At 72.6% G+C, this 22341-nt stretch carries 18 protein-coding genes and 1 rRNA gene; 10 read left to right on the top strand and 9 right to left on the bottom strand.

What is annotated here, in order from left to right:
• Positions 1-137: 137 nt before the first annotated feature.
• Positions 138-255: ribosomal RNA gene (gene rrf, locus ACWCP2_RS07265) — 5S ribosomal RNA — on the top strand.
• A 74-nt stretch (positions 256-329) separates the two neighbouring features.
• Here rrf and ACWCP2_RS07270 read toward each other — a convergent pair.
• Genes ACWCP2_RS07270 through ACWCP2_RS07295 form a run of 6 tightly spaced genes read right to left on the bottom strand, consistent with a single transcriptional unit; the run spans position 330 to position 6719 of the window.
• The gene (locus ACWCP2_RS07270; RefSeq protein WP_450907606.1) at positions 330-926 is read right to left on the bottom strand and encodes a Uma2 family endonuclease; all 597 of its coding nucleotides are present in this window, start codon (positions 924-926) and stop codon (positions 330-332) included.
• 50 nt (positions 927-976) lie between these two features.
• Positions 977-2287 carry a DUF58 domain-containing protein gene (locus ACWCP2_RS07275; RefSeq protein ID WP_450907607.1) on the bottom strand — a complete coding sequence of 437 codons (1311 nt, stop codon included), beginning with the start codon at positions 2285-2287 and terminating at the stop codon, positions 977-979.
• Positions 2287-3249, bottom strand: a complete 963-nt coding sequence (locus tag ACWCP2_RS07280; RefSeq protein ID WP_450907608.1) for an AAA family ATPase — start codon at positions 3247-3249, stop codon at positions 2287-2289. Before ACWCP2_RS07280 ends, ACWCP2_RS07275 begins: the two co-directional genes overlap by 1 nt.
• Positions 3246-4823: a DUF4350 domain-containing protein gene (locus ACWCP2_RS07285; protein WP_450907609.1), complete on the bottom strand. Its 1578-nt coding sequence runs from the start codon at positions 4821-4823 to the stop codon at positions 3246-3248. Before ACWCP2_RS07285 ends, ACWCP2_RS07280 begins: the two co-directional genes overlap by 4 nt.
• Positions 4820-5482: a DUF4129 domain-containing protein gene (locus ACWCP2_RS07290; protein WP_450907610.1), complete on the bottom strand. Its 663-nt coding sequence runs from the start codon at positions 5480-5482 to the stop codon at positions 4820-4822. The genes ACWCP2_RS07285 and ACWCP2_RS07290 overlap by 4 nt, the downstream gene beginning before the upstream one ends.
• Before the next feature lie 7 nt (positions 5483-5489).
• Complete coding sequence (locus tag ACWCP2_RS07295; protein WP_450907611.1) at positions 5490-6719, bottom strand: glycerophosphoryl diester phosphodiesterase membrane domain-containing protein; 1230 nt, start codon at positions 6717-6719, stop codon at positions 5490-5492.
• 261 nt (positions 6720-6980) lie between these two features.
• Between ACWCP2_RS07295 and mtrA the strand changes: the two genes are divergently transcribed.
• The 6 genes from mtrA (at position 6981) to ACWCP2_RS07325 (ending at position 14579) form a co-directional block, all read left to right on the top strand.
• Positions 6981-7670 carry a two-component system response regulator MtrA gene (gene mtrA, locus ACWCP2_RS07300; protein ID WP_274552971.1) on the top strand — a complete coding sequence of 230 codons (690 nt, stop codon included), beginning with the start codon at positions 6981-6983 and terminating at the stop codon, positions 7668-7670.
• Position 7671: 1 nt separating this feature from the next.
• Entirely contained in the window at positions 7672-9768 is a 2097-nt protein-coding gene (gene mtrB / locus ACWCP2_RS07305) for an MtrAB system histidine kinase MtrB (RefSeq protein ID WP_450907612.1), read from the top strand.
• Positions 9758-11608 (top strand): LpqB family beta-propeller domain-containing protein, encoded by a 1851-nt coding sequence (locus ACWCP2_RS07310; RefSeq protein ID WP_450907613.1) that lies wholly within the window; start codon positions 9758-9760, stop codon positions 11606-11608. Before mtrB ends, ACWCP2_RS07310 begins: the two co-directional genes overlap by 11 nt.
• A 99-nt stretch (positions 11609-11707) precedes the next feature.
• The gene (locus tag ACWCP2_RS07315; RefSeq protein WP_450907614.1) at positions 11708-12517 is read left to right on the top strand and encodes a ComF family protein; all 810 of its coding nucleotides are present in this window, start codon (positions 11708-11710) and stop codon (positions 12515-12517) included.
• 362 nt (positions 12518-12879) lie between these two features.
• Complete coding sequence (hpf, locus tag ACWCP2_RS07320; RefSeq protein ID WP_450907615.1) at positions 12880-13581, top strand: ribosome hibernation-promoting factor, HPF/YfiA family; 702 nt, start codon at positions 12880-12882, stop codon at positions 13579-13581.
• A 269-nt stretch (positions 13582-13850) separates the two neighbouring features.
• Positions 13851-14579, top strand: a complete 729-nt coding sequence (locus ACWCP2_RS07325; RefSeq protein WP_450907616.1) for a response regulator — start codon at positions 13851-13853, stop codon at positions 14577-14579.
• Positions 14580-14785: 206 nt separating this feature from the next.
• On the opposite strand, the gene ACWCP2_RS07330 is transcribed toward ACWCP2_RS07325, so the two are convergent.
• Both ACWCP2_RS07330 and ACWCP2_RS07335 read right to left on the bottom strand, forming a co-directional pair.
• Entirely contained in the window at positions 14786-15961 is a 1176-nt protein-coding gene (locus ACWCP2_RS07330; RefSeq protein WP_450907617.1) for a winged helix-turn-helix domain-containing protein, read from the bottom strand.
• A gap of 9 nt (positions 15962-15970) precedes the next feature.
• Complete coding sequence (locus ACWCP2_RS07335; protein ID WP_450907618.1) at positions 15971-16573, bottom strand: GNAT family N-acetyltransferase; 603 nt, start codon at positions 16571-16573, stop codon at positions 15971-15973.
• 240 nt (positions 16574-16813) lie between these two features.
• Here ACWCP2_RS07335 and secA point away from each other — a divergent pair, with 240 nt between their 5' ends.
• Positions 16814-19594 carry a preprotein translocase subunit SecA gene (gene secA, locus ACWCP2_RS07340; RefSeq protein ID WP_450907619.1) on the top strand — a complete coding sequence of 927 codons (2781 nt, stop codon included), beginning with the start codon at positions 16814-16816 and terminating at the stop codon, positions 19592-19594.
• 91 nt (positions 19595-19685) lie between these two features.
• On the opposite strand, the gene ACWCP2_RS07345 is transcribed toward secA, so the two are convergent.
• The gene (locus ACWCP2_RS07345; RefSeq protein WP_450907620.1) at positions 19686-20459 is read right to left on the bottom strand and encodes an Rv3235 family protein; all 774 of its coding nucleotides are present in this window, start codon (positions 20457-20459) and stop codon (positions 19686-19688) included.
• A gap of 446 nt (positions 20460-20905) precedes the next feature.
• Between ACWCP2_RS07345 and ACWCP2_RS07350 the strand changes: the two genes are divergently transcribed.
• Both ACWCP2_RS07350 and ACWCP2_RS07355 read left to right on the top strand, forming a co-directional pair.
• Complete coding sequence (locus ACWCP2_RS07350; RefSeq protein ID WP_450907621.1) at positions 20906-21406, top strand: DUF6912 family protein; 501 nt, start codon at positions 20906-20908, stop codon at positions 21404-21406.
• Between the two features lie 149 nt (positions 21407-21555).
• On the top strand, positions 21556-22221 hold the full coding sequence (locus ACWCP2_RS07355) for an HAD family hydrolase (RefSeq protein ID WP_450907785.1): 666 nt from the start codon (positions 21556-21558) through the stop codon (positions 22219-22221).
• Positions 22222-22341: the final 120 nt, after the last annotated feature.

The following is a 22341-nucleotide window of genomic DNA, read 5'->3' on the forward strand; positions in this document are numbered from 1 at the left end:
CAGATGTGGAAGCCCGGTAACGGGTGGAGCTGACTGGTACTAATAGGCCGAGGGCTTGTCCTCAGTTGCTCGCGTCCACTGTGTTAGTTCTGAAGTAACGAACTGTGTTCATATCCGGTTGGTTAACTTCATAGTGTTTCGGTGGTCATAGCGTTAGGGAAACGCCCGGTTTACATTCCGAACCCGGAAGCTAAGCCTTTCAGCGCCGATGGTACTGCAGGGGGGACCCTGTGGGAGAGTAGGACGCCGCCGAACAATCATTGTGGGAAAGCCCCGCACCAACCCTTACGGGTTCGGTGCGGGGCTTTTCTGCGTTTACCCGACGGTGCTTACCAGGTGGAGGGGTAGCCCTTGAGGTGGCTTGTGTCGAAGGTCCAGTGGCCGGCGGTGACGATGTCTCCGAAGGCGAACGGCATTGTCCTGCGGTAGTGGATGCCGTCAGGTCCGCCCGAGGGGTCGCTGTGGACCGTGGTTGTCTTCTTGTTGCTGCGGGGGTCCACCACGACATATACGGGGACCCCCATGCGCGGATAGTCGTGGAGCTTGTCGCGGATGCCGGTGAGGGAGTTCGTACGGGAGACGACCTCGACCACCATCAGGACATCGCGGGAGTTGACCGCCTTGGCGGCGTCATCCGTGTCTTCTTCCGGGAGGACCATGAGGTCGGGGACCTTGGTCAGGCCGGTCAGCGGGTCGTGCATGTTCGTGTTGGTGAGAGCTGCGGCATCGCGTGCCTGGGCCTCGATCTGACGGCGCAGCCGCATCACGTTGAAGCCGTGGGGCGCTGTGGGGGTCAGCATCGTGAGGAGGATCTGGCCGTCGGTGGTCTCCACCTTCCAGCGGTCTTCCTGGTGCTCGGCGAGTTCTGCGAGCCGCTCCGCGAAGTCCTGCATGCGGCGCGTCTGATCTGCGGTGAAGTCGGCCACGGTGTCCTCCTGGTGGGGGCCCGAGCAGCGTAGCCAGTCGGGCACCCCTTTCAGAGGCGGCCGGCGGCCTTGAGGGCGAGGTAGGCATCCGCCAGGGACGGGGCCAGGGTGTCGGGGGTGGCGTCGACCACGTGGACGCCGTGGCGGGTGAGCTGTTCGGCCGTGCGGCGGCGGGCGGACTGGGACTGGGTGCCCGCGGCGGCTTCGTAGACGGCGTCCACCGTGCCGCGGGACTTCGTCATCTCGGCGACGTGGGGGTCGCCGACCGAGGCCAGGAGGACCGTGTGGCGCTGGGTGAGGCGGGGGAGGAGCGGCAGCAGGCCCTCCTCGACGGGAGCCGCGTCCAGGCTGGTCAGGAGGACCACCAGGGAGCGGCGCGGGGCGCTGCGCAGGATTGTGGAGACCAGGGTGCGGGAGTCGGTTTCGACCAGTTCCGGTTCGAGGGTGGCCATCGCGTTCACGAAGGCGGGCAGGGTGTCGGCCGCCGAGCGGGCCTGGACCTGGGCGCGGGGGCGGCGGTCGTGGGCCAGCAGGTCGACGCGGTCGCCCGCGCGGGTGGCCAGGGCCGTGAGGAGCAGGGCCGCGTCCATGGCCGAGTCCAGGCGCGGGGCGTCTCCGACGCGGCCGGCCGCGGTGCGGCCGGTGTCGAGGCAGATCAGGATGTGGCGGTCGCGTTCCGGGCGCCAGGTGCGGACGGCGACCTTGTGCTGGCGGGCGGTGGCCCGCCAGTCGATGGAACGGGTGTCGTCGCCGGGTACGTAGTCGCGCAGACTGTCGAACTCCGTGCCCTCACCGCGCGTCAGGACGCTGGTGCGGCCGTCGAGTTCGCGCAGGCGGGCCAGGCGGGAAGGGAGGTGCTTGCGGCTCGTGAAGGGCGGGAGCACGCGGACCGTCCAGGGGACCGTGTGGTGGCCCTGGCGGGCCAGCAGTCCCAGCGGGCCGTACGAGCGGATCGTGACGCGGGCCGCCCGGCGGTCGCCGCGGCGGGTGGGCCGCAGGCGGGTGGTGAGGCGGCGGCGTTCGCCCGGAGGGACCGTCAGGGTGTGGCGGGAGGCGGCGACTTCGGTGCCGGGGATCCAGCTGCTCGGGGGCCAGGCGTCGCGGATCCGGGCGCGCAGGGTCCGCGGGGAGGGGTTCGTGACCGTGAGGTGGACGTCGGCGGATTCACCGAGGCGGACCGAGGTGTCGCCGGAGCGGGCCAGCTGGAGCCTGCGGACCGGCGCGGCGAGGGCGTAGTCGACCGCGCAGGCCAGGGCGAGGGGGGCGTTGACCGCCAGCATCCCCGTCCAGCTCGGTCCGAGGACTCCGACGGGGATGCTGCCGAGGGCCGCGAGCAGTGCGGCGCGTCCGGTGAACGTCATCAGCGCGGGACGGGGACGTGGGTGAGGATCGCGGTGATGACCGCGTCGGCCGTGACGCCTTCCATCTCCGCCTCGGGGCGCAGCTGGACGCGGTGGCGCAGCGTCGGCAGGGCGAGGGCCTTCACGTCGTCGGGGGTGACGTAGTCGCGGCCCACGAGCCAGGCCCAGGCGCGGGCGGTGGCCAGCAGCGCGGTGGCGCCGCGCGGGGAGACGCCGAGGGTGAGGGAGGGGGATTCGCGGGTGGCGCGGCAGATGTCGACGACGTACGCGGTGATCTCCGGGGAGACGCTGGTGGCCTCGACGGCCTTGCGGGCCGATTCGAGCTCGGCCGGGCCGGCGACCGGGCGGATGCCGGCGGCGTGCAGGTCGCGGGGGTTGAAGCCGGCCGCGTGGCGGGTCAGTACGCCGATCTCGTCCTCGCGGGAGGGCAGCGGGACGGTGAGCTTGAGGAGGAAGCGGTCGAGCTGGGCCTCGGGGAGGGGGTACGTGCCCTCGTACTCGACCGGGTTCATGGTGGCGGCGACCAGGAAGGGCTCCGGGAGCTTGCGGGGGGTGCCGTCGACGGTGACCTGGCGCTCCTCCATCGCTTCGAGGAGGGAGGACTGGGTCTTGGGGGGCGTGCGGTTGATCTCGTCGGCGAGGAGGAGGTTGGTGAAGACCGGGCCGTTCTGGAAGGAGAACTCCGCGGTGCGGGCGTCGTAGACGAGGGAGCCGGTGACATCGCTCGGCATCAGGTCGGGGGTGAACTGGACGCGCTTGGTGTCGAGTTCGAGGGAGGCGGCCAGAGCCCGTACGAGGAGGGTCTTCGCGACGCCGGGGACGCCTTCGAGGAGGACGTGGCCGCGGCACAGGAGGGCTACGACGAGACCGGTGACGGCGGAATCCTGGCCGACCACGGCCTTTCCGATCTCGGTGCGGAGCGCCTCCAGGGCGGAGCGGGCGCTGTCCGTGGTGGCCGTCATGAGGTGCGGACCTCCCTTTCGAGGGCGTCGAGGTGGTCGGCGAGCGCGATGAGCGCAGCGTCGGTGGTGGGGGCGGTGCCGAAGAGCAGGGCGTCCGGGTCGTGCGGGGGCCGTCCTGGGGTGAGGCGGGCCGCGACGGCGGGGACCAGGGACGCGGGATCGTGCGCCCGGGAGGCCGGTACGCCGACCAGTGCGGCCAGGCGTTCGCGGGCGGCGGCGCGCAGCACGGTGGCCGCGCGGTCGCGGGCGCCGGCCTTGCGGTACAGGCGGGCGCGGCCCTCGGTGGCCTCGGAGGCGCGGATCAGGACGGGCAGCCGTTCGGTGACGAGCGGGCCGAGGCGGCGGGCGCGCCAGAGGGCGGCGACGGCGGCGGCGAGGAAGAGCTGGAGCAGGGCCCAGCTCCAGCCGGCCGGGATCAGGTCGAGGAAGCTCCGCTCGCCGGAGCCTTCGGCGGCGTCCGGGTTGCTGTCGGCGAGGGACGGCAGGTACCAGACGAGGTGCGGGCGGGAGCCGAGGAGTTGGAGCGCGAGGGAGGCGTTGCCCTCCTTGGCGAGGTTCTCGTTGAGGAGGACGTCCTGCGAGCCGAGGAGGACGGTGTCGCCGCCGGGGACGCCGGTGGGCAGGACGAGGAGGGTGGGGTGGCCGGCGCCGGGGTAGCAGCCGGTGGCTCCGGGGGTGGTGGTCGTGTAGCTGGGGCCGCCGCCGGTCGCGGCGCGGCCCGCGGTGGTGGCGGCGGGGAGGGTGCAGGAGCTGCCCGGGTCGAGGTTCGTGCGCGGGGCGTCGCCGTGGGTGCGGGTGCCGGGGGCCAGGGCGGGGAGGCTGAGGGAGCTCGGCGCGAGCAGGACGGTGCGGCCGCCGGAGAGGTCGATCGCGGAACGCACGGCGCGCAGTTGGCTCTCGCCGAGCCGGTCGGGGTCGGTGACCAGCAGGGTCGTGTCGGGGCCGGCGGCGTCGGCGGCCTCCGCGGCGGTGGTGACGACCCGGGTGGTGACCCCGCGGTCCGCGAGGAGTTCGGCCACGGCCCGGCTGCCGGCGGGGTCGGCGGAGCGGGGGTCGAGGTGGCCGTGCCGGGCGCCGGAGTTCAGGGCGGCGAGGGTCAGCCCGGCGGCGAGGAGCACCGCGAGCGCGAGGAGGAACCCGCGGGAGCGGGTCCACAGGTCCCGGGGCGATGCGCCTGCGGCGGTGGTACGGGGAGGGGCGCCGGCCTCGCCGGCCGCCGCGGCGGTGGCTCCGGCGGGCGCAGCCGGCCCGGCGGGACCGGACGTGCCGGTCGCTGCCGGGTGGCCCGGGAGCAGCAGGGCCGCGCCCCCGTTCGGGGCTCCCGTGGGTCCGGCCGGGTGGGCGGGGGTGGGGGGCGCGCCCGGGGCCGGGCGGCCCGCCGCCGGGGCTGCGTGCGGTTCGGTGGGTTCCGTTCCCGGGGGTGCTGCCGAGTGGGCCGGGGGAACGGGGGCTGCGCCCGGCGGGGGTGCTGCCGGGTCGCCGGGGGGTGCGGGGGCCGCGTCCGGGGCCTGGGGGTTCGGGGCGGGGGCCGTGTTCGGGGCCTGGGGGTTCGGGTCGTCGGGGGTGTCGGTCATGGGGTGGGGCCTGTCAGGAGGGGCTTGGTTCGGGACAGGGCCTGGTCCAGGGTGGTGAGGGACGCGTACATCTCGGGGGTGGCCGGGTGGGCGCCGTAGGTGACGTCGTCGAAGGTGCGGGCCGCCGTGCGCAGGGCCGTGGCGTGGGACGGGAGGACCGCGGAGGCCTCGGCGGCCGCCTCGTCCGCGGTGCGGCCCGGGCGGGGGTCGAGGAGGGTGCGCTCCTCCAGGGAGCGGACCACGGCGCGCATGCGTTCCTGGACGGCTTCGCTCCAGCGGCCCTCGCCGGCCAGTGCCTCGGCGGTGGCACGGTGGTCCGCCGCGCTGCGGATGCCGTCGTCGAAGAGGGTGCCCGCGGCGCGCGGGGCCGTACGGCCGGGGGCGCCCATGCGCCACCACAGGGCGGCCACGACGAGGAGGACGAACAGGGCGATGGCCAGCAGGCCGAGCGTGCCGCCCGGGGTCGCGCCGGAGGCGCGGTCGAAGAGGTCGCCCACCCACTCCCAGAAGCGGTTCAGGGCCCTGCGGACCAGCCCCGGGTCGTTCTCGTGGTAGGCGGGCTTGGACAGCTCGCGGCGGGCCGCCTCGCGGGCGGCCTCGCGGCCGATGCCGGGTTGCGGCGTGGGTGGTGGTGCGAGCAGGCCCCCCGTGCTCCTCATTCCCGCGTCAGCCTCCGGTCGGCGGCGTGGTGGTGCCGTAGTTCTCGATGCCCGCCGCCCGGGCCAGTTCCAGGTCGAGGGCCTCGCGGCGGATGCGCTGGTCGATGTAGAGCAGGACGGTGACTCCCGCCTGGACCGGCATGGTGATCGTCAGGGCGATGATCCCGCCGATGCCCGCGAGGATCAGGTAGCCCCAGTTCGTCGCCCCGCTGCCGTCGGCCATGCCTTCGAGGCCGCCGCCGAACACCAGCCCTCCCACGAGGGTGAGGGGCAGGACGATGAGGGCCGAGAGCAGGGACGTGATGAGGCCGGTCAGGAAGGTGATGCCGAAGATCCGCCACCAGGAGCCGTTGACCAGCTTCGAGGAGCGGGCGAGGGCCTTGCGCACCGTCGTCTTCTCCAGCATCAGGGCGGGAGAGGCCAGGGCGAACCTGATCCAGATCCAGAGGATCAGGCCCAGGGCGACGAGACCGCCGAGCACGGCGAGGCTCGGCTCTCCGGCCAGGGCGCCGGGCAGCACCAGCACGGTGACGACCAGGGCCGCGCCGATGCCCAGGAGGAGGGTGAGGCCGAAGAGCCGCAGGAGCTGCGGGCGGGCCTCGCGCCAGGCGGTGCCGATGGCGGAGCCGTGGCCGAGCACCGCGCGGCTGAAGATCATCGTGAGCATGGCGGTGGCGATGATGGAGCCGACGAGCTGGATGAAACCGTCCAGGGCGCTCACGCCGAGCATGCTGCCGAAGGATTCGAGCTGCTCGGCGTCCGTGGCGGTGCTCGACGTGTCCAGCACGAGGTCGCCGAACACGTACTTCTGGGAGAGGACGCTCACGAGCTGGACGAGGACGGCCACGACCAGGGTGATGGGGAGGACCGAGCGCCAGTGCTTGCGCATGGTGCTGACGGCCCCGTCGAGGATCTCGCCGACGCCCAGCGGCCGCAGCGGGATCACGCCGGGCTTCGCCACCTGGTCGTGGTGGCCCCAGCCGCCCTGGCCGCCGCTCTGGGGGCCCGGGCCGTACGAACCCCAGCCGGTGCCCGGCTGCGGGGCCGGGGGCTGCTGCTGCGGGGTCTGGGGGCTCTGGCTCTGGCCCGGGGTCGGGCTCGACCACTGGCCGGGCGGGGGCTGCTCGGCGGACCATTTGGAATCGCCGGTTCCGCTCGCGGGCGGCTGCGTACCGTGGGAGCCCTCGCCGTCGGACGGGGAGGATCCGGGCGTAGCCCAGCCCGGAGAGTCGTTCATCGTCGCTCCTTCACGTGCACGCGGGGTGCGGGCGCTTGGTCCGGCTGCCATCGTGCCATGTGACAACCTCGAACGGACCAGCCGTCCCGAACGGACCAGGGGTCTCCTGGGGCCCGGATGGATCACGGACGTTCGCGCCTTCGTCTGACGGGCGGATCCGGGGCACACTGGGCGCCCTGATCTCCACGCAGGTCCGAGGGACGATTTCCAGCCCCTTTGGCTGTGGGACAGCTCACCGCCGGGTAACGATTAGCTAATGGGATGATGTCAACCATGAAGGGACGCGTCCTTGTCGTCGACGACGACACCGCGCTGGCCGAGATGCTCGGCATTGTGCTGCGTGGAGAAGGTTTTGAGCCGTCGTTCGTAGCGGACGGCGACAAGGCACTGGCTGCCTTCCGGGAGGCGAAGCCGGATCTCGTGCTGCTCGACCTCATGCTGCCCGGTAGGGACGGCATAGAGGTGTGCAGGCTGATCCGCGCCGAGTCTGGCGTACCGATCGTGATGCTCACCGCCAAGAGCGACACCGTGGACGTGGTCGTGGGCCTGGAGTCCGGGGCCGACGATTACATCGTCAAGCCGTTCAAGCCGAAGGAGCTGGTGGCCCGCATCCGGGCCCGCCTGCGCCGCTCGGAGGAGCCGGCGCCCGAGCAGCTGACCATCGGTGACCTGGTCATCGACGTGGCCGGGCACTCGGTGAAGCGGGAGGGCGCCTCGATCGCGCTGACCCCGCTGGAGTTCGACCTGCTGGTCGCGCTCGCCCGCAAGCCCTGGCAGGTCTTCACCCGCGAGGTGCTGCTGGAGCAGGTCTGGGGCTACCGCCACGCGGCCGACACCCGCCTGGTCAACGTGCACGTCCAGCGACTGCGCTCCAAGGTCGAGAAGGACCCGGAGCGCCCCGAGATCGTCGTGACGGTGCGCGGGGTCGGCTACAAGGCCGGACCGAGCTGACATGACACCCGGCAAGCCCCGTGGCCGCTCCCGGTGGGGAGCGCTGCGGGGCGGCCGGCAGCTCCGCCTCGACACGGCCGGAGCGCCCGGCGGCCCCGTGCTGCGGCTGTTCGTACGCCTCGTACGCCGGCCGCTGCTTCCGGCTGTCCGGCTGTGGCGCCGCAACATCCAGCTCCGGGTGGTCGCCGCCACCCTGCTGATCTCCCTCGCCGTGGTCCTCGCCCTCGGGTTCGTGGTCATCGCGCAGGTCAGCAAGGGCCTCCTCGACGCCAAGGAGGAGGCCGCGCAGAGCCAGGCCGCGGGCGGCTTCGCGGTCGCACAGGAGAAGGCCAACACGCCCTACGCGGCGGACGTGACCGACGCCTCCGACAACAAGGTCGGCCGGGACGCCAGTACCTGGATGAACTCCCTGGTCAAACAGCTCGCCAGTGGCGGGCAGAGCGCCTTCGAGGTGGCGGCGCTGGGCGCCGGCACCGGAACCGGCGAGGAACCGCCGGCCCGAGGCGCCCTCGGTGGCGTCCGCGGGGCCCGCGCCTCCGGCAACGTGGACCCGGCCGCCAGCGTCCCGCTGGGGCTGCGCCGCGACGTCAACCACGCGACCGGCGCCTTCAAGACCTTCTCGCAGATCCGCTACACCGACGCCGGGGACAAGCTGCCCGAGCCCGCGCTGGTCATCGGCAAGCGGCTCACCGACATCAACGGCGACCCGTACGACCTGTACTACCTCTTCCCGCTCACGCAGGAGGAGGAGTCCCTCAACCTGGTCAAGGTCACCATCGCCACCGCGGGCCTGTTCGTCGTCGTCCTGCTGGGAGGGATCGCCTGGCTCGTCGTGCGCCAGGTCGTCACCCCCGTCCGGATGGCCGCGGGGATCGCCGAGCGGCTCTCCGCCGGGCGGCTCCAGGAGCGGATGAAGGTCACCGGCGAGGACGACATCGCCCGTCTGGGCGAGGCCTTCAACAAGATGGCCCAGACCCTCCAGAACAAGATCCAGCAGCTGGAGGACCTCTCCCGGCTGCAGCGGCGCTTCGTCTCGGACGTCTCCCACGAGCTGCGCACCCCGCTCACGACGGTCCGTATGGCGGCGGACGTCATCCACGACGCGCGCGCCGACTTCGACCCGGTCACCGCGCGCTCCGCCGAACTCCTCGCCGGGCAGCTCGACCGCTTCGAGTCGCTCCTGGCCGACCTGCTGGAGATCAGCCGGTTCGACGCGGGCGCCGCCGCCCTGGAGGCGGAGCCGATCGACCTGCGGGACGTCGTACGCCGGGTCATCGGCGGGGCCGAGCCGCTCGCCGAGCACAAGAACACCCGGATCCGCGTCCTCGGCGACACCCAGCCGGTGATAGCCGAGGCCGACGCCCGGCGCGTGGAGCGGATCCTGCGCAACCTCGTCGTCAACGCCGTCGAGCACGGCGAGGGCCGCGACGTGGTCGTCCGGCTCGCCTCGGCGGGCGGGGCCGTCGCCGTGGCCGTACGGGACTACGGAGTCGGGCTCAAGCCCGGCGAGGCCACCCGCGTCTTCAACCGCTTCTGGCGCGCCGACCCGGCGCGGGCGCGCACGACCGGCGGTACCGGCCTCGGCCTGTCCATCGCCGTCGAGGACGCCCGGCTGCACGGGGGCTGGCTCCAGGCGTGGGGCGAGCCCGGCGGCGGCTCGCAGTTCCGGCTGACGCTGCCGCGCACCGCCGACGAGCCGCTGCGCGGATCGCCGATCCCGCTGGAGCCCGAGGACTCCCGGGCCAACCGGGCCAGGGCCGCCGCGGACGCCGCGGGAGCCGCACAGGGCTCCGCGGAGGCCGGGCGCCAGGCGCAGCAGGCGGGGCGCGCCGACCGGTCGCCGATACCGCCGCGGTCCCCGGTCGCGGGCGCGGTGCCCGTACCGGCCGACCCGACGGCGCTGCCGGGCAACGGGGCGCGGGTCGTGACCCGGCCGGCGGAGCAGGGGCAGGCCTCCGGCGGCGGGGCGGCGAACGCGCGCTCCGGCGGGGCGGCGGGAGCAACCGACCGAGAGGGTGGCAGCGGTGGAACCGGCGGATCGGGCGGAGCGGGTCCAGCGGGCGGAGCGGGCGCGGGGGGCGGGTCGCATGGGCGGTGAGCCGGCCGGCCGGCCGCGCCGGCGCACGCCGCGCGCCCGCAGCGCCGTACGGGCCCTCGCTCTCGGTGCGGCGGGGCTGCTGTTCGCCGGCTGCGCCTCCATGCCCGACCACGGTGAGGTCCGCCCCGTGGAGGCCTCCCAGGGCGTCGACTCCCAGGTCCGGGTCTTCGGCGTGCCGCCGGCCGCCAAGGCCAGTCCGCAGGAGATCGTCGACGGCTTCCTGGAGGCCATGACGAGCGACGATCCGCAGCTCCAGACCGCCCGCAAGTACCTCACCGAGGAAGCGGCGAAGAACTGGAAGCCCGGAGCGGCCGTCACCGTGCTCTCCGCGGGCCTGGACCGGGTCTCCGTACCGGGCGAGAAGGACGCCGCGGCGGCGCCCCGGTTCAAGATCTCGGGGAAGATGCTGGCCACGGTGGACGAGCGCAGCGCGTACCAGCCGGAGACCGGCGACAAGCGCTACGAGGAGTTCCTCCAGCTCGGGCAGAAGGACGGCGAGTGGCGGATCGTGACCCCGCCGAGCAGCCTGGTGCTGAGCGAGTCCGACTTCCAGCGCATCTACCGGCCGGTCAACAAGTACTACTTCGCGGGCTCCACGCTCGTCGCCGACCCCGTCTACGTGCGCCAGCGCAGCGACCCGGACTCCCGGATGGACCCCACCACCCAGACGGTCACCTCGCTGCTGGCCGGTCCCTCCAAGTGGCTGGGACCGGTGGTCACTTCGAGCTTCCCGACCGGTACGGAGCTGCGGGAGGGCACCAAGTCCCTCTCGATCGACGGCCAGAACACGCTGCGCGTCCCCCTGAACAAGAACGCGGACGACGTCGCGGAGCCGCAGTGCCAGCGGATGGCGACCCAACTGCTCTACACCGTCAAGGATCTGACGGGCTTTAGGGTCGACCGGGTCGACATCGTGCGCTCGGACGGCACCACGAGCTGCCAGGTGTCCGAGGCGTCCGCCGCCGTGATCGCCAATCTGCCGCTCTCGCCCGGGCACCAGTACTACGTGGACGCCGAGAACCGGTTGCAGCGGCTGAACCTGGACCCCAACCGCGAGGATCAGCAGGATCCTCCCTCACCGGCTCCCGGTCCGCTGTCCGGCAACCCGTCCTTCAAGGTGGGCTCCGCCGCCGTGTCCTACGACGAGAAGCGTGCCGCGGTCGTCTCCGAGGACGGGCACGGGCTGTTCGTGGTCAACCTGACCACCGCCGGAGCGATGCCCCCGCCGATCCTGACCGGCAAGGGCGCCAAGCCCTACGGGCTCGCCACCCCGACGTGGGACGCGGCGGGCGACCTGTGGGTCGCGGACCCCGACCCGCAGGCCCCGGCGCTGTGGCGGCTGCCCGGCGGCACCGGGACGCCCGAACGGGTCGAGGTGTCCGATCTGGACGGCGGGCGGATCACAGGGGTGAAGGCCTCCCCCGACGGGGTGCGGATCGCGCTGCTGGTGCAGCGGGAGAGCCGCAAGTACCTGTACACCGGGCGGATCGAGCGGCCCGACGGGAAGGGCGACGCCTCGCCGGTGTCGGTGCGCGAGCTGCGCCCGGCCGCTCCGCAGCTGGCGGACGTGACGGCGATGAGCTGGGCGCCGCGGGGCCGGCTGCTGGTGGTGGGCCGGGAGAGCGGCGGGGTCGTGCAGGCCCGCTACATGCTGGCCGACGGCTCGATGGTCGGGGCCGGGCTGCCCGGGGCGACCGGGCTGGTGGCGGTCGCCGCGAGCGAGGACGAGAAGAAGCCGGTGGTCGCCGAGTCCCTGGAGGACGGCATCGTGTGGCTGCCGCCGGGGGCGCAGTGGCGCACGGTGGTGGCCGGCGGACGGGCTCCGGTCTACCCGGGCTGAGGGCCGTCACGGGCTCGGCCGTGACCTGCGCTTCTCCGTGGTTCCGCGGTTGTCCACAGGGGTGGTGGGGGGCTGTCCCCGCCCGGCACAGTGGTGGGCGTGAGGGAGTGGTGGCGGGGGCTGGCCGGTGAGCTGGCCGGGCTGGTGCTGCCGGTCGGGTGCGCCGGCTGCGGGGCCGGTGGCGCGGCGCTGCTCTGCGGCGCGTGCCGGTCGGAGCTCAGTGGGGCCGCGGCGGGCCCGGTACGGCCGTCTCCGTGCCCCGCGGGGCTGCCCGCGGTCCATGCGGCCGCCGCGTACCGGGAGGCCGTACGGGCCGTCGTACTGGCCCACAAGGAGCGCGGCGCACTGCCGCTGGCCGGCGTGCTCGGCGCCGCCCTGGCGGCCGCGGTCCGCGCCGGGGGAGCGGGCGGGGCGGGGGGAGTGCGCGGGGCTGGGGGAGTGCGCGGGGCGGGCGGATTCGTCGTCCTGGTTCCCGTACCGTCCGCGCGGCACCGGGTGCGGGCGCGCGGGCACGATCCGGCGCGCAGGATCGCGCTGGCGGCCTCGGCGCGGCTGCGGCGGGAGGGCGTGCCCGCGCGCGTGGCGCCCGTACTGCGGCTGCGGCGGGCGGTGGCCGACCAGGCGGGCCTGGGGGCGGCGCAGCGCCGGGAGAACCTCGCCGGGGCCCTGGAGGCGCGGCCCCGCGCCGGGCGGGTGACGGCGGGGGCGGCCCGGATCGTCCTCGTGGACGACCTCGTGACCACCGGGTCCACCCTGGCGGAGGCGGCGCGGGCGCTGCGCGCCGCGGGGATCGGGGTGCCGGGCCGGGCGGGTCCGGCGGCGGGTCTGGTGGCCGCCGTGGTGGCCGCGCCGGCGGACTCCTTCGCAGGTGCGCCCCGGGCGCAACTCGAACAGACCAAAATCTCGTGAATAGATTTGGAACTGGAAGGGAAGGCGCATCGTTGCAGGTAGTAAGAGGGAACGGCCACCTGAACGGAGGTACGTTCCGGTAGCGGGTGCCGACAACCGGCATAGAGGGATATGTTCGGTTGTAAGGAATTGGCGAACCTTGGGCCCCACGCATCGGAGCGTACGTTTCGAGCGTCTGTACGTTTCGGAAACTTCGTGTCAGAGGTTGTCCCTCGACTCCGAAGTCGGTGGGTGTTGATCTTGCCGATGGGGGAGGAGGAGGTGGAAGTCGCCAAGTCCGAGGCTCCGGTGTTCACCGGGGTCTGGTGCGAAAGGGAGACGCTTCGCCCCTGAGGCGGAGCTATCCGGGAACGGAGTTCTGCGTGGACATCGTCGTCAAGGGCCGTAAGACCGAGGTGCCCGACCGGTTCCGCAAGCACGTGGCCGAGAAGCTGAATCCGGAGCGGATCCAGAAGCTCGACGCGAAGGTGATCAGCTTGGACGTCGAGGTGTCCAAGGAGCACAACCCGCGCCAGGCCGACCGTTCCGACCGCGTGGAGATCACCCTGCGTTCGCGGGGCCCGGTAATCCGTGCCGAGGCCTCCGCCGCCGACGCGTACGCGGCGCTCGACCTCGCTCAGGACAAGCTGGAGGCCCGGCTGCGCAAGCAGCACGACAAGCGCTACACCCGGCGCGGTGCCGGACGGCTCTCCGCCGCCGAGGTCGCCGACGTGGTCCCGAACGCCGCCACCCTCAACGGCAACGGAGAACCCGTCAACGGCGAGAAGACGGACGCGATTCCGACCACCCGGATCGGATCGCTGGAAGTGCAGGGCGACGGCCCGCTCGTCGTTCGCGAGAAGACGCACTCGGCCGCACCCATGTCGCTCGACCAGGCTCTGTACGAAATGGAACTGGTCGGTCACGACTTCTATCTGTTCGTCGATTCCGACACCAAGATGCCGAGCGTCGTCTACCGGCGCCACGGCTACGACTACGGCGTGATCCACCTCGACGCCTCCGACGCCGCCTCCAGCTCGGGTGAGCTCGACGGCGCGGGTGCGGGTGGCGCGCTCGGAGGCTGAGGCGCTGATTCCGGACTGATTCCGGACTGATTCCGGGCTGGATCCGGAGGTCCGTGCGGTGCCGGTGTGGTGCCCCCGCGTTCGCCCAGGCGGGCGCGGGGGCACTCGTGTGAGGTCATGGCTGCGAAACGGTGGCTTGTATGGGTCGGCCTGTAACCGTCGGCCCCCGTTCGGTTACTTCGGCATGGAATCATGTCGGGCAGTCAGCCGGCGGCCGCTCTCGTCGGATTGACCCAGCAGCTCAGCACCGTGGTGCAGGGGGAGGAACGATGGCCGACAGCTTCGGGCCGGTGCGCGAGGACAACGGTGCGGGCTGCCGTGAGGAGGACCGGGTGGCGGAGCCGATCCGGGTGCTCGTGGTCGACGACCACGCGCTGTTCCGGCGCGGGCTGGAGATCGTCCTCGCGCAGGAGGAGGACATCCAGGTCGTCGGCGAGGCGGGTGACGGGGCGGAGGCCGTGGACAAGGCGGCGGATCTGCTGCCGGACATCGTGCTGATGGACGTGCGGATGCCGCGGCGGGGCGGGATCGAGGCGTGCACCTCGATCAAGGAGGTGGCGCCCTCCGCGAAGATCATCATGCTGACGATCAGCGACGAGGAGGCGGACCTCTACGACGCGATCAAGGCGGGGGCCACGGGGTACCTGCTGAAGGAGATCTCCACCGACGAGGTCGCTACGGCGATCCGGGCGGTGGCCGACGGACAGTCGCAGATCAGTCCGTCGATGGCGTCGAAGCTGCTGACGGAATTCAAGTCGATGATCCAGCGGACGGACGAGCGGCGGCTGGTGCCCGCGCCGCGGCTGACGGATCGCGAGCTCGAGGTCTTGAAGCTGGTGGCCACCGGGATGAACAACCGCGATATCGCGAAGGAGTTGTTCATTTCCGAGAACACGGTGAAGAACCATGTGCGGAACATCCTGGAGAAGCTGCAGTTGCACTCCAGGATGGAAGCGGTGGTGTACGCGATGCGGGAGAAGATCCTCGAGATCCGGTAGGGGTGGCCGCTGGCCGGGTGCGGGTGGGCTGCCCTGCGGGGCTGGGTCCCCTACCCGCCCTTCCACCGTTCCCCGGGCTCTGCCCGGACCCCGCGCCTCACACGCCGGCGGGGCTGGAGGGGGTACCGGGCTGCGCCCGGACCCCTGGGGCTCCGCCCCGGACCCCGGTCCTCAAACGCCGGGACGGCTGGAAGTGGGGGCCGGGTTCAGAGGGTTGAGAGCTCTGCCGTTACCGCTTCGGCTTCCGCGTGAGAACTCGCTCGGTCGATGCGGACCGTGTCGCAGCCGACCCAGGTCGCGGCTTCGTGGAGGGCTTCGGCCATGGGGCGGGCCGCTTTCGGGCTGGTCAGGGAGAGCTGGCGGGCCACCAGGGTGGTGCCCTCGCGGGCCGGGTCCACGCGGCCCTGGAGGTGGCCTCCGGCCAGCAGGGGCATCGCGAAGTAGCCGTGGATCCGCTGGGGCTTGGGCACGTAGGCCTCCAGGCGGTGGGTGAAGCCGAAGATCCGCTCCGTGCGCGGGCGTTCCCAGACCAGGGAGTCGAAGGGGGACAGGAGCGTCGTGCGGTGGCGGCCCCGGGGGAGCGGGGAGAGGGCCGCGGGGTCCGCCCAGGCCGGCTTGCCCCAGCCCTCCACCTCCACGGGGACCAGGCCCGTGTCCTCGATCACCGCGTCGAAGTCCTGGTTCTTGAGGCGGTGGTAGTCCGCGATGTCGGAGCGGGTGCCCACGCCCAGCGACCGTCCGGCGAGGGCCACCAGGCGGCGCTTGCACTCGTGGTCGTCCAGTTGGTCGTGGAGCAGGGCGGAGGGGACCGCGCGCTCCGGGAGGTCGTAGACCCGCTTCCAGCCGCGGCGCTCGGTGCAGACGACCTCGCCGATGTCGAGGAGCCACTCCACCGCGATCTTCGTCTCGGACCATTCGAACCACTCGCCGCCGTTCTTGGCGCCGCCCAGCTCGGTCGAGGTCAGGGGGCCTTCGGCGGCGAGGCGGTCCAGGACCGTCTTCGTCGAGCGGTCCTTGTCCTCCAGGACGTGCCAGCGGTGGCCGCGGGCCTTGCGGGCCCGGCGGCGGAAGGCGAAGTGCGGCCATTCCTCGATCGGCAGGATGCAGGCCGCGTGCGACCAGTACTCGAAGGCGTGCTGGTCCGACCAGTACGAGGCTTCGACCGTGGAGCGCCCGACCGCGCCGAGGCGTGCGTACGGGACGAGCTCGTGGGAGCGGGCCAGTACGGAGATCGTGTCGAGCTGTACGGCGCCCAGGTGGCGCAGGACGCCGCGGACCCCGCCGCGCCGGTCCGGGGCGCCCAGGAATCCCTGCGCGCGCAGCGCGACGCGGCGGGCCTCGTCGGCGGAGAGGGACACGGTCGGCAGCGGTGCGGACGTCATGACGGCAGCCTAGGCCCGGCCGCTGACAGGCGAGGGCAGGTACGGGAGGCGGGAGGGCAGGCCCAGGTCCGAGGGGAGCATGGCACCGGTCCAGCAGTCCCGCAGGGTTCCGCGGTGTTCCATGCCCGCGCGCGCGACGCCTTCGACGGTGAAGCCGGCCTTCTCGGCGACCCGGCGGGAGGCGTCGTTGCCGACGCCCGCGCGCCAGATCATGCGTACGCAGCCGAGCTCGGTGAAGGCCCAGCGCAGTACGGCCGGCAGCGCCTCGGGCAGGTAGCCGCGGCCCCGGTGTCCGGCGACGGTCCAGTAGCCGACCTCGTGGGCGTTGTCGCCCTGCGCGCCGAGCCCGATGCAGGCGACCAGCGGGCCGCCGGCGCCGAGCCGGACCCCGAAGTTGTACTCGGAGCCGTTCTGCCCGCCGGGTATCCGGGTCGCGAAGGACTCGGCGTGCGTGCGTTCGTACGGGACGGGGACCGGGATCCACCGCTGGATCGCGGGATCCTGCATGGCCGCGTACACCTCGTCCGTGTCCGGGGCGCCGATGGGGCGCAGGACGAGGCGGTCCGTGGTCAGCGTGATCGGTTCCGTGATCGGGTCCGTGGTCGGTTCCATGGGGGGATTCTGCTGTGGGAGGACGGTTCCGGGGAAACGGATTCCGGAAGTGGGACCGCCCATACCGGCACCTTCGGTGCCCCTCGCACGTTCTCATTTCCGGGCAGTCCAGCCCCGCGGCAGTGCGGACCTCCCGACGCGACCGCGTCCTCGCTTACGATGGCCGTTGCGGTGGGGCCCACCCTCCGTGCCCGCGCACGAATACAGTGCCAGGCCCGACCGGCAAGGAGACAAACCTCGGTGTCCGTCTTCAACAAGCTCATGCGTGCAGGCGAAGGCAAGATCCTCAAAAAACTGCACCGCATCGCGGACCAGGTCAACTCCATCGAAGAGGACTTCGTCAACCTCTCCGACGCCGACTTGCGTGCGCTCACGGACGAGTACAAGCAGCGCTTCCAGGACGGCGAGACCCTGGACGACCTGCTGCCCGAGGCCTTCGCGACGGTCCGCGAGGCCGCGAAGCGCGTCCTCGGCCAGCGTCACTACGACGTGCAGATGATGGGTGGCGCCGCCCTGCACCTCGGCTACGTCGCCGAGATGAAGACCGGTGAGGGCAAGACCCTCGTCGGCACGCTGCCCGCGTACCTGAACGCGCTGTCCGGCAAGGGCGTCCACCTGATCACGGTGAACGACTACCTCGCCGAGCGCGACTCCGAGATGATGGGCCGGGTGCACAAGTTCCTCGGCCTGGAGGTCGGGTGCATCCTGGCGAACATGTCTCCGGCGCAGCGCCGTGAGCAGTACGCCGCCGACATCACGTACGGCACGAACAACGAGTTCGGCTTCGACTACCTGCGCGACAACATGGCGTGGTCGCAGGACGAGCTCGTCCAGCGCGGCCACAACTTCGCCGTGGTCGACGAGGTCGACTCGATCCTCGTCGACGAGGCCCGCACCCCGCTGATCATCTCGGGCCCGGCCGACCAGGCCACCAAGTGGTACGCGGACTTCGCGAAGCTGGTCACGCGCCTGACCAAGGGCGAGCCCGGTCAGCCCCTCAAGGGCATCGAGGAGACCGGCGACTACGAGGTCGACGAGAAGAAGCGCACCGTCGGCATCCACGAGTCCGGTGTCGCGAAGGTCGAGGACTGGCTCGGCATCGAGAACCTCTACGAGTCGGTGAACACCCCGCTCGTCGGTTACCTCAACAACGCGATCAAGGCCAAGGAGCTCTTCAAGAACGACAAGGACTACGTCGTCATCGACGGCGAAGTCATGATCGTCGACGAGCACACCGGCCGCATCCTCGCGGGCCGCCGCTACAACGAGGGCATGCACCAGGCGATCGAGGCGAAGGAAGGGGTGGACATCAAGGACGAGAACCAGACCCTCGCCACGATCACCCTCCAGAACTTCTTCCGCCTGTACTCGAAGCTGTCGGGCATGACCGGTACGGCCATGACCGAGGCCGCCGAGTTCCACCAGATCTACAAGCTCGGTGTCGTCCCGATCCCGACCAACCGCGACATGGTCCGCAAGGACCAGGCGGACCTGATCTACCGCACCGAGGTCGCGAAGTTCGCCGCCGTCGTCGACGACATCGCGGAGAAGCACGAGAAGGGCCAGCCGATCCTCGTCGGTACGACGTCGGTCGAGAAGTCCGAGTACCTCTCGCAGCAGCTCTCCAAGCGGGGCATCCCGCACGAGGTGCTGAACGCGAAGCAGCACGACCGCGAGGCGACGATCGTCGCCCAGGCGGGCCGTCGCGGAGCCGTCACCGTCGCCACGAACATGGCCGGCCGCGGTACCGACATCAAGCTCGGCGGCAACCCGGACGACCTCGCCGAGGCCGAGCTGCGCCAGCGCGGCCTGGACCCGGAGGAGCACATCGAGGAGTGGGCGCACGCCCTTCCCGAGGCGCTCACGCGGGCCGAGGCGGCCGTGAAGGCGGAGTTCGAGGAGGTCAAGGAGCTCGGCGGGCTGTACGTGCTGGGCACCGAGCGCCACGAGTCGCGCCGCATCGACAACCAGCTGCGCGGCCGCTCCGGCCGACAGGGTGACCCGGGCGAGTCCCGCTTCTACCTGTCGCTCGGTGACGACCTGATGCGGCTGTTCAAGGCGCAGATGGTCGAGCGCGTCATGTCGATGGCGAACGTGCCGGACGACGTGCCGATCGAGAACAAGATGGTCACGCGGGCCATCGCTTCGGCCCAGTCGCAGGTCGAGACGCAGAACTTCGAGACGCGCAAGAACGTCCTGAAGTACGACGAGGTGCTGAACAACCAGCGCACCGTCATCTACAAGGAGCGCCGCCGGGTGCTGGAGGGCGAGGACCTCCAGGAGCAGATCCGGCACATGATGGACGACACGATCGACGCGTACATCACGGCCGAGACGGTCGAGGGGTTCGCGGAGGAGTGGGACCTGGACCGGCTGTGGAGCGCCTTCCGGCAGCTCTACCCGATCAAGGTCACGGTGGAGGAGCTGGAGGACGCCGCGGGCGACCGCGCGGGCATCACCGCCGAGTTCATCGCCGAGTCCGTCAAGGACGACATCCACGAGCAGTACGAGGCCCGCGAGGCCACGCTGGGCTCCGACATCATGCGCGAGCTGGAGCGGCGCGTGGTGCTGTCGGTGCTGGACCGCAAGTGGCGCGAGCACCTGTACGAGATGGACTACCTGCAGGAGGGCATCGGCCTGCGGGCGATGGCCCAGAAGGACCCGCTGGTCGAGTACCAGCGCGAGGGCTTCGACATGTTCAACGCCATGCAGGAGGGCATCAAGGAGGAGTCCGTCGGCTACCTGTTCAACCTGGAGGTCCAGGTCGAGCAGCAGGTCGAGGAGGTCCCGGTGTCGGACTCCGGTCCGTCGCTGACCAAGCCGGAGATCCGGGCGAAGGGTCTGGACGCCCCGCAGCGGCCCGACCGGCTGCACTTCTCCGCTCCCACCGTGGACGGCGAGGGCGGTGTCGTCGAGGGCGACTTCGACGCGGATTCCGGTGACGACGCCGATTCCGGTATGACGCGTGCGGAGCGCCGCAAGGCCGCGAAGGCCACGGGCGGCCGTCGCCGCAAGAAGTAACCCGCGCCGCTCGCGGGACCACCGCCGGGGCCGGACACCACGCACAGCGTGGGGTCCGGCCCCGGCGGCTTTGGCGCGTGCGGGACCGGGTTCACGGGCGGGGGCCTTGGAGTTCCACGGCGGCGCAGCGCCAGCGCAGGTCGGGGCCCTGTTCCAGGCGGAAGGCCAGCGCGGTGAGGCGGTCGCCCGTCGCGATGCGGGCGAAGGCCTCGATGACCCCCGGGCCGGGGGTGAAGCGGCCGCAGCCGTGCAGGACGGGACTGAGCCGGCGGGCCTCGTACGGGCGCTCGTACGGGCGCTCGTGCGGGGGGTCGGCGGGGGCGAGGGTGATCAGCTGGTCGTAGGCCGGGCCGATGGTGTGGCCGATCAGGGAGTGCACGGGGCGGCGTCCGCTGAGGACGGCGAGCAGCCGCTCGGCGAACCAGTGGTGGGGGCCGCCGCCGCGATGGACCGCCGTGGGCGGCCGGCGCCGGTCGTGCCGGCGGCCGGGCCTCACGGCACCGGGCCCGGTCCCGCCCGGCCGCGCCGAGCCCCGCCCGGGTCCGGTGCCGGCGCTGCCGCTGCCGGCCGTACGGGGGCTCCCGCTGCCGGCGATCCCGGGCCGCGGGGAGGCCCCGGCGGGCGCGGTGCCTTCGGCGGCCGCGCCGGTGCGAGTCGTCCGCGCGGTCCCGGGAGCGGTGCTCGCGGCGCGTGCGCTGCTCCCGTGGAGCCCGGGCCCGCGGGGGCTCTCCGCGGTCCCCGTGGAGCCGGTCAGGGGAGCGGCGCTCCCGTTGGGCCCGTGCACGCGGGGGCGTCCGTCGGCCCCCGTGGCGGCGCCGGCTGCGGGGGTCGGGCCCGTGGTGGTGCGCGGTGTGCTGGTGGTCATGCCGGTTCGTCCCCGGGGTCGGGCCCGGAGTGGTACCGGGCGGTAACTTGGTAGGGGACTTCTACGGGGCCGCGAACACGCTCCGCAACGACGCCGTGGAGCCGCCCCGCACCCGGCCCGCCTTCACCTATCCGGGTCGGCCCCCGGCCGCCGCAGGGCTCCGCCCCGGGTCCCGCGGGGAGCGAAGTGGACGCCGAGCGCACCCGCCGCGGCACCCCGAAGGGGGACGCGGGCCGTCACGGACGGAGTCCGGCACGCCTCTTCGTCCTCCGCATCCCGGCTCCGTGTCCGTCGTGGGTCCCGGGGGCTGGGGCGGGGGAGCGCCCGTGCGGGGTCGGGGTGGGGGGAGCCGGGGGACTGTGGGCGGGACGGGGGGATCGGGGAGGAGGAGGGGTGGGGGGCGGTCGTATCCTGGGGGCGTTTCCGACTACCGAAAGCAGCCGGCCATGCGCGTGTACGTCCCCCTGACCCTGCCCGGGCTCGCCGAGGCGCACCAGGCCGGTGAGCTGGGCCCGGCTCCGCTGCGGGCGTACGCCGTCACGCCCGGACTGCGCGAGTGGTACGTGTCGGACGACATCGAGGAGCTGGAGTACGCCGCCCTGACCCGGGCCGCCGCCGCCTCGCTGCGGATGATCGCCGAGGACGGGGCCGCGCCACGCACCCGGGTCGTGGTGGCCGTCGACGTGGACGACAAGGCCGCCACCGCCGTCCCCGGCGTCGACGAGGCCACGCTCGGCCAGGTGGCCCTCGCGGGGGCCGTACGGCTCACCGTGGCGGCCGCGGTGCACGTGGACGCCGAGGACGCCCTGGAGGACGTCAGCGCCGCCGTGGCGGCCGTCGGGGCCGCGGACGGGGGCGACGCGGACGCGCAGTTCACCGTCGACGCAGCCGAGGACCACGAGCTGCTGTGGTTCGGCGTCCAGGAGATTCCGGGGCTGCTGAAGTGAGCGCGGCACCGGGGAACCCCGCATCCGCATCCGATCCCGGTGCCGAAGGCGCACCGCTGGTCGTCCCGACGCCCGAGGGTCCCGCGCTCGCCGCGCCCCTGGCGGCGTCCGTGGACCCCGCGCCCGCGGCCCCCGCCGCGCCGGTCCCCGTGCCCGCGGCCCCGCACATCGTCTGGGACTGGAACGGCACGCTGCTCCACGACATCGACGCCGTGATAGCCGCCACCAACGCCTCCTTCGCCGAGCTCGGCTTCGAGCCGATCACCCTGGAGCGGTACCGCGAGCTGTACGTCGTACCGGTGCCGAAGTTCTACGAGCGCCTCATGGGCCGGCTCCCCACGGACGCCGAGTGGCTGGTCATGGACGAGGCCTTCCACCGCCACTACTGGGCGGCCGCCGAGGACGCCGGGCTCGCCGAGGGGGCCCGCGAGCTGCTGCGCGGCTGGCAGGAGGAGGGGCTCACGCAGTCCCTGCTGTCCCTCGCGCCCCACGACAAGCTCGTGCCGCTCGTCCGGGCGCACGGGATCGACACGCATTTCCTGCGCGTCGACGGCCGTACCGGGCCCTCCCACACCACCAAGGCGGGACATCTCGTACGTCACTTGGCGGCCCTGGACGGGACGGGAGTGACGGCCCGGCGTACGGTCCTCATCGGAGACGCCGTGGACGACGCGCTGGCCGCCGCGCACGTCGGCGCGCGGGCCGTCCTCTACACGGGCGGTTCGCACAGCCGGGGCAGTCTGGAATCGGCCGGTGTCCCCGTCGTGGACAGCCTGGCGGAGGCCGTACGCACTGCTCGCGAGCTGGCCGGATAGCGACCGGCGCATGGGACCGGCGCATGAGCGGAGAGCGACGGCGCACCGGCCTGGCACGCCCGGCCGGGCGGGGCCCTGTCCAGAGTGTCAAAGTTACCCCCCGTCTTTTGTACACATACA

This window comes from Streptomyces sp. NPDC002104, assembly GCF_053593795.1.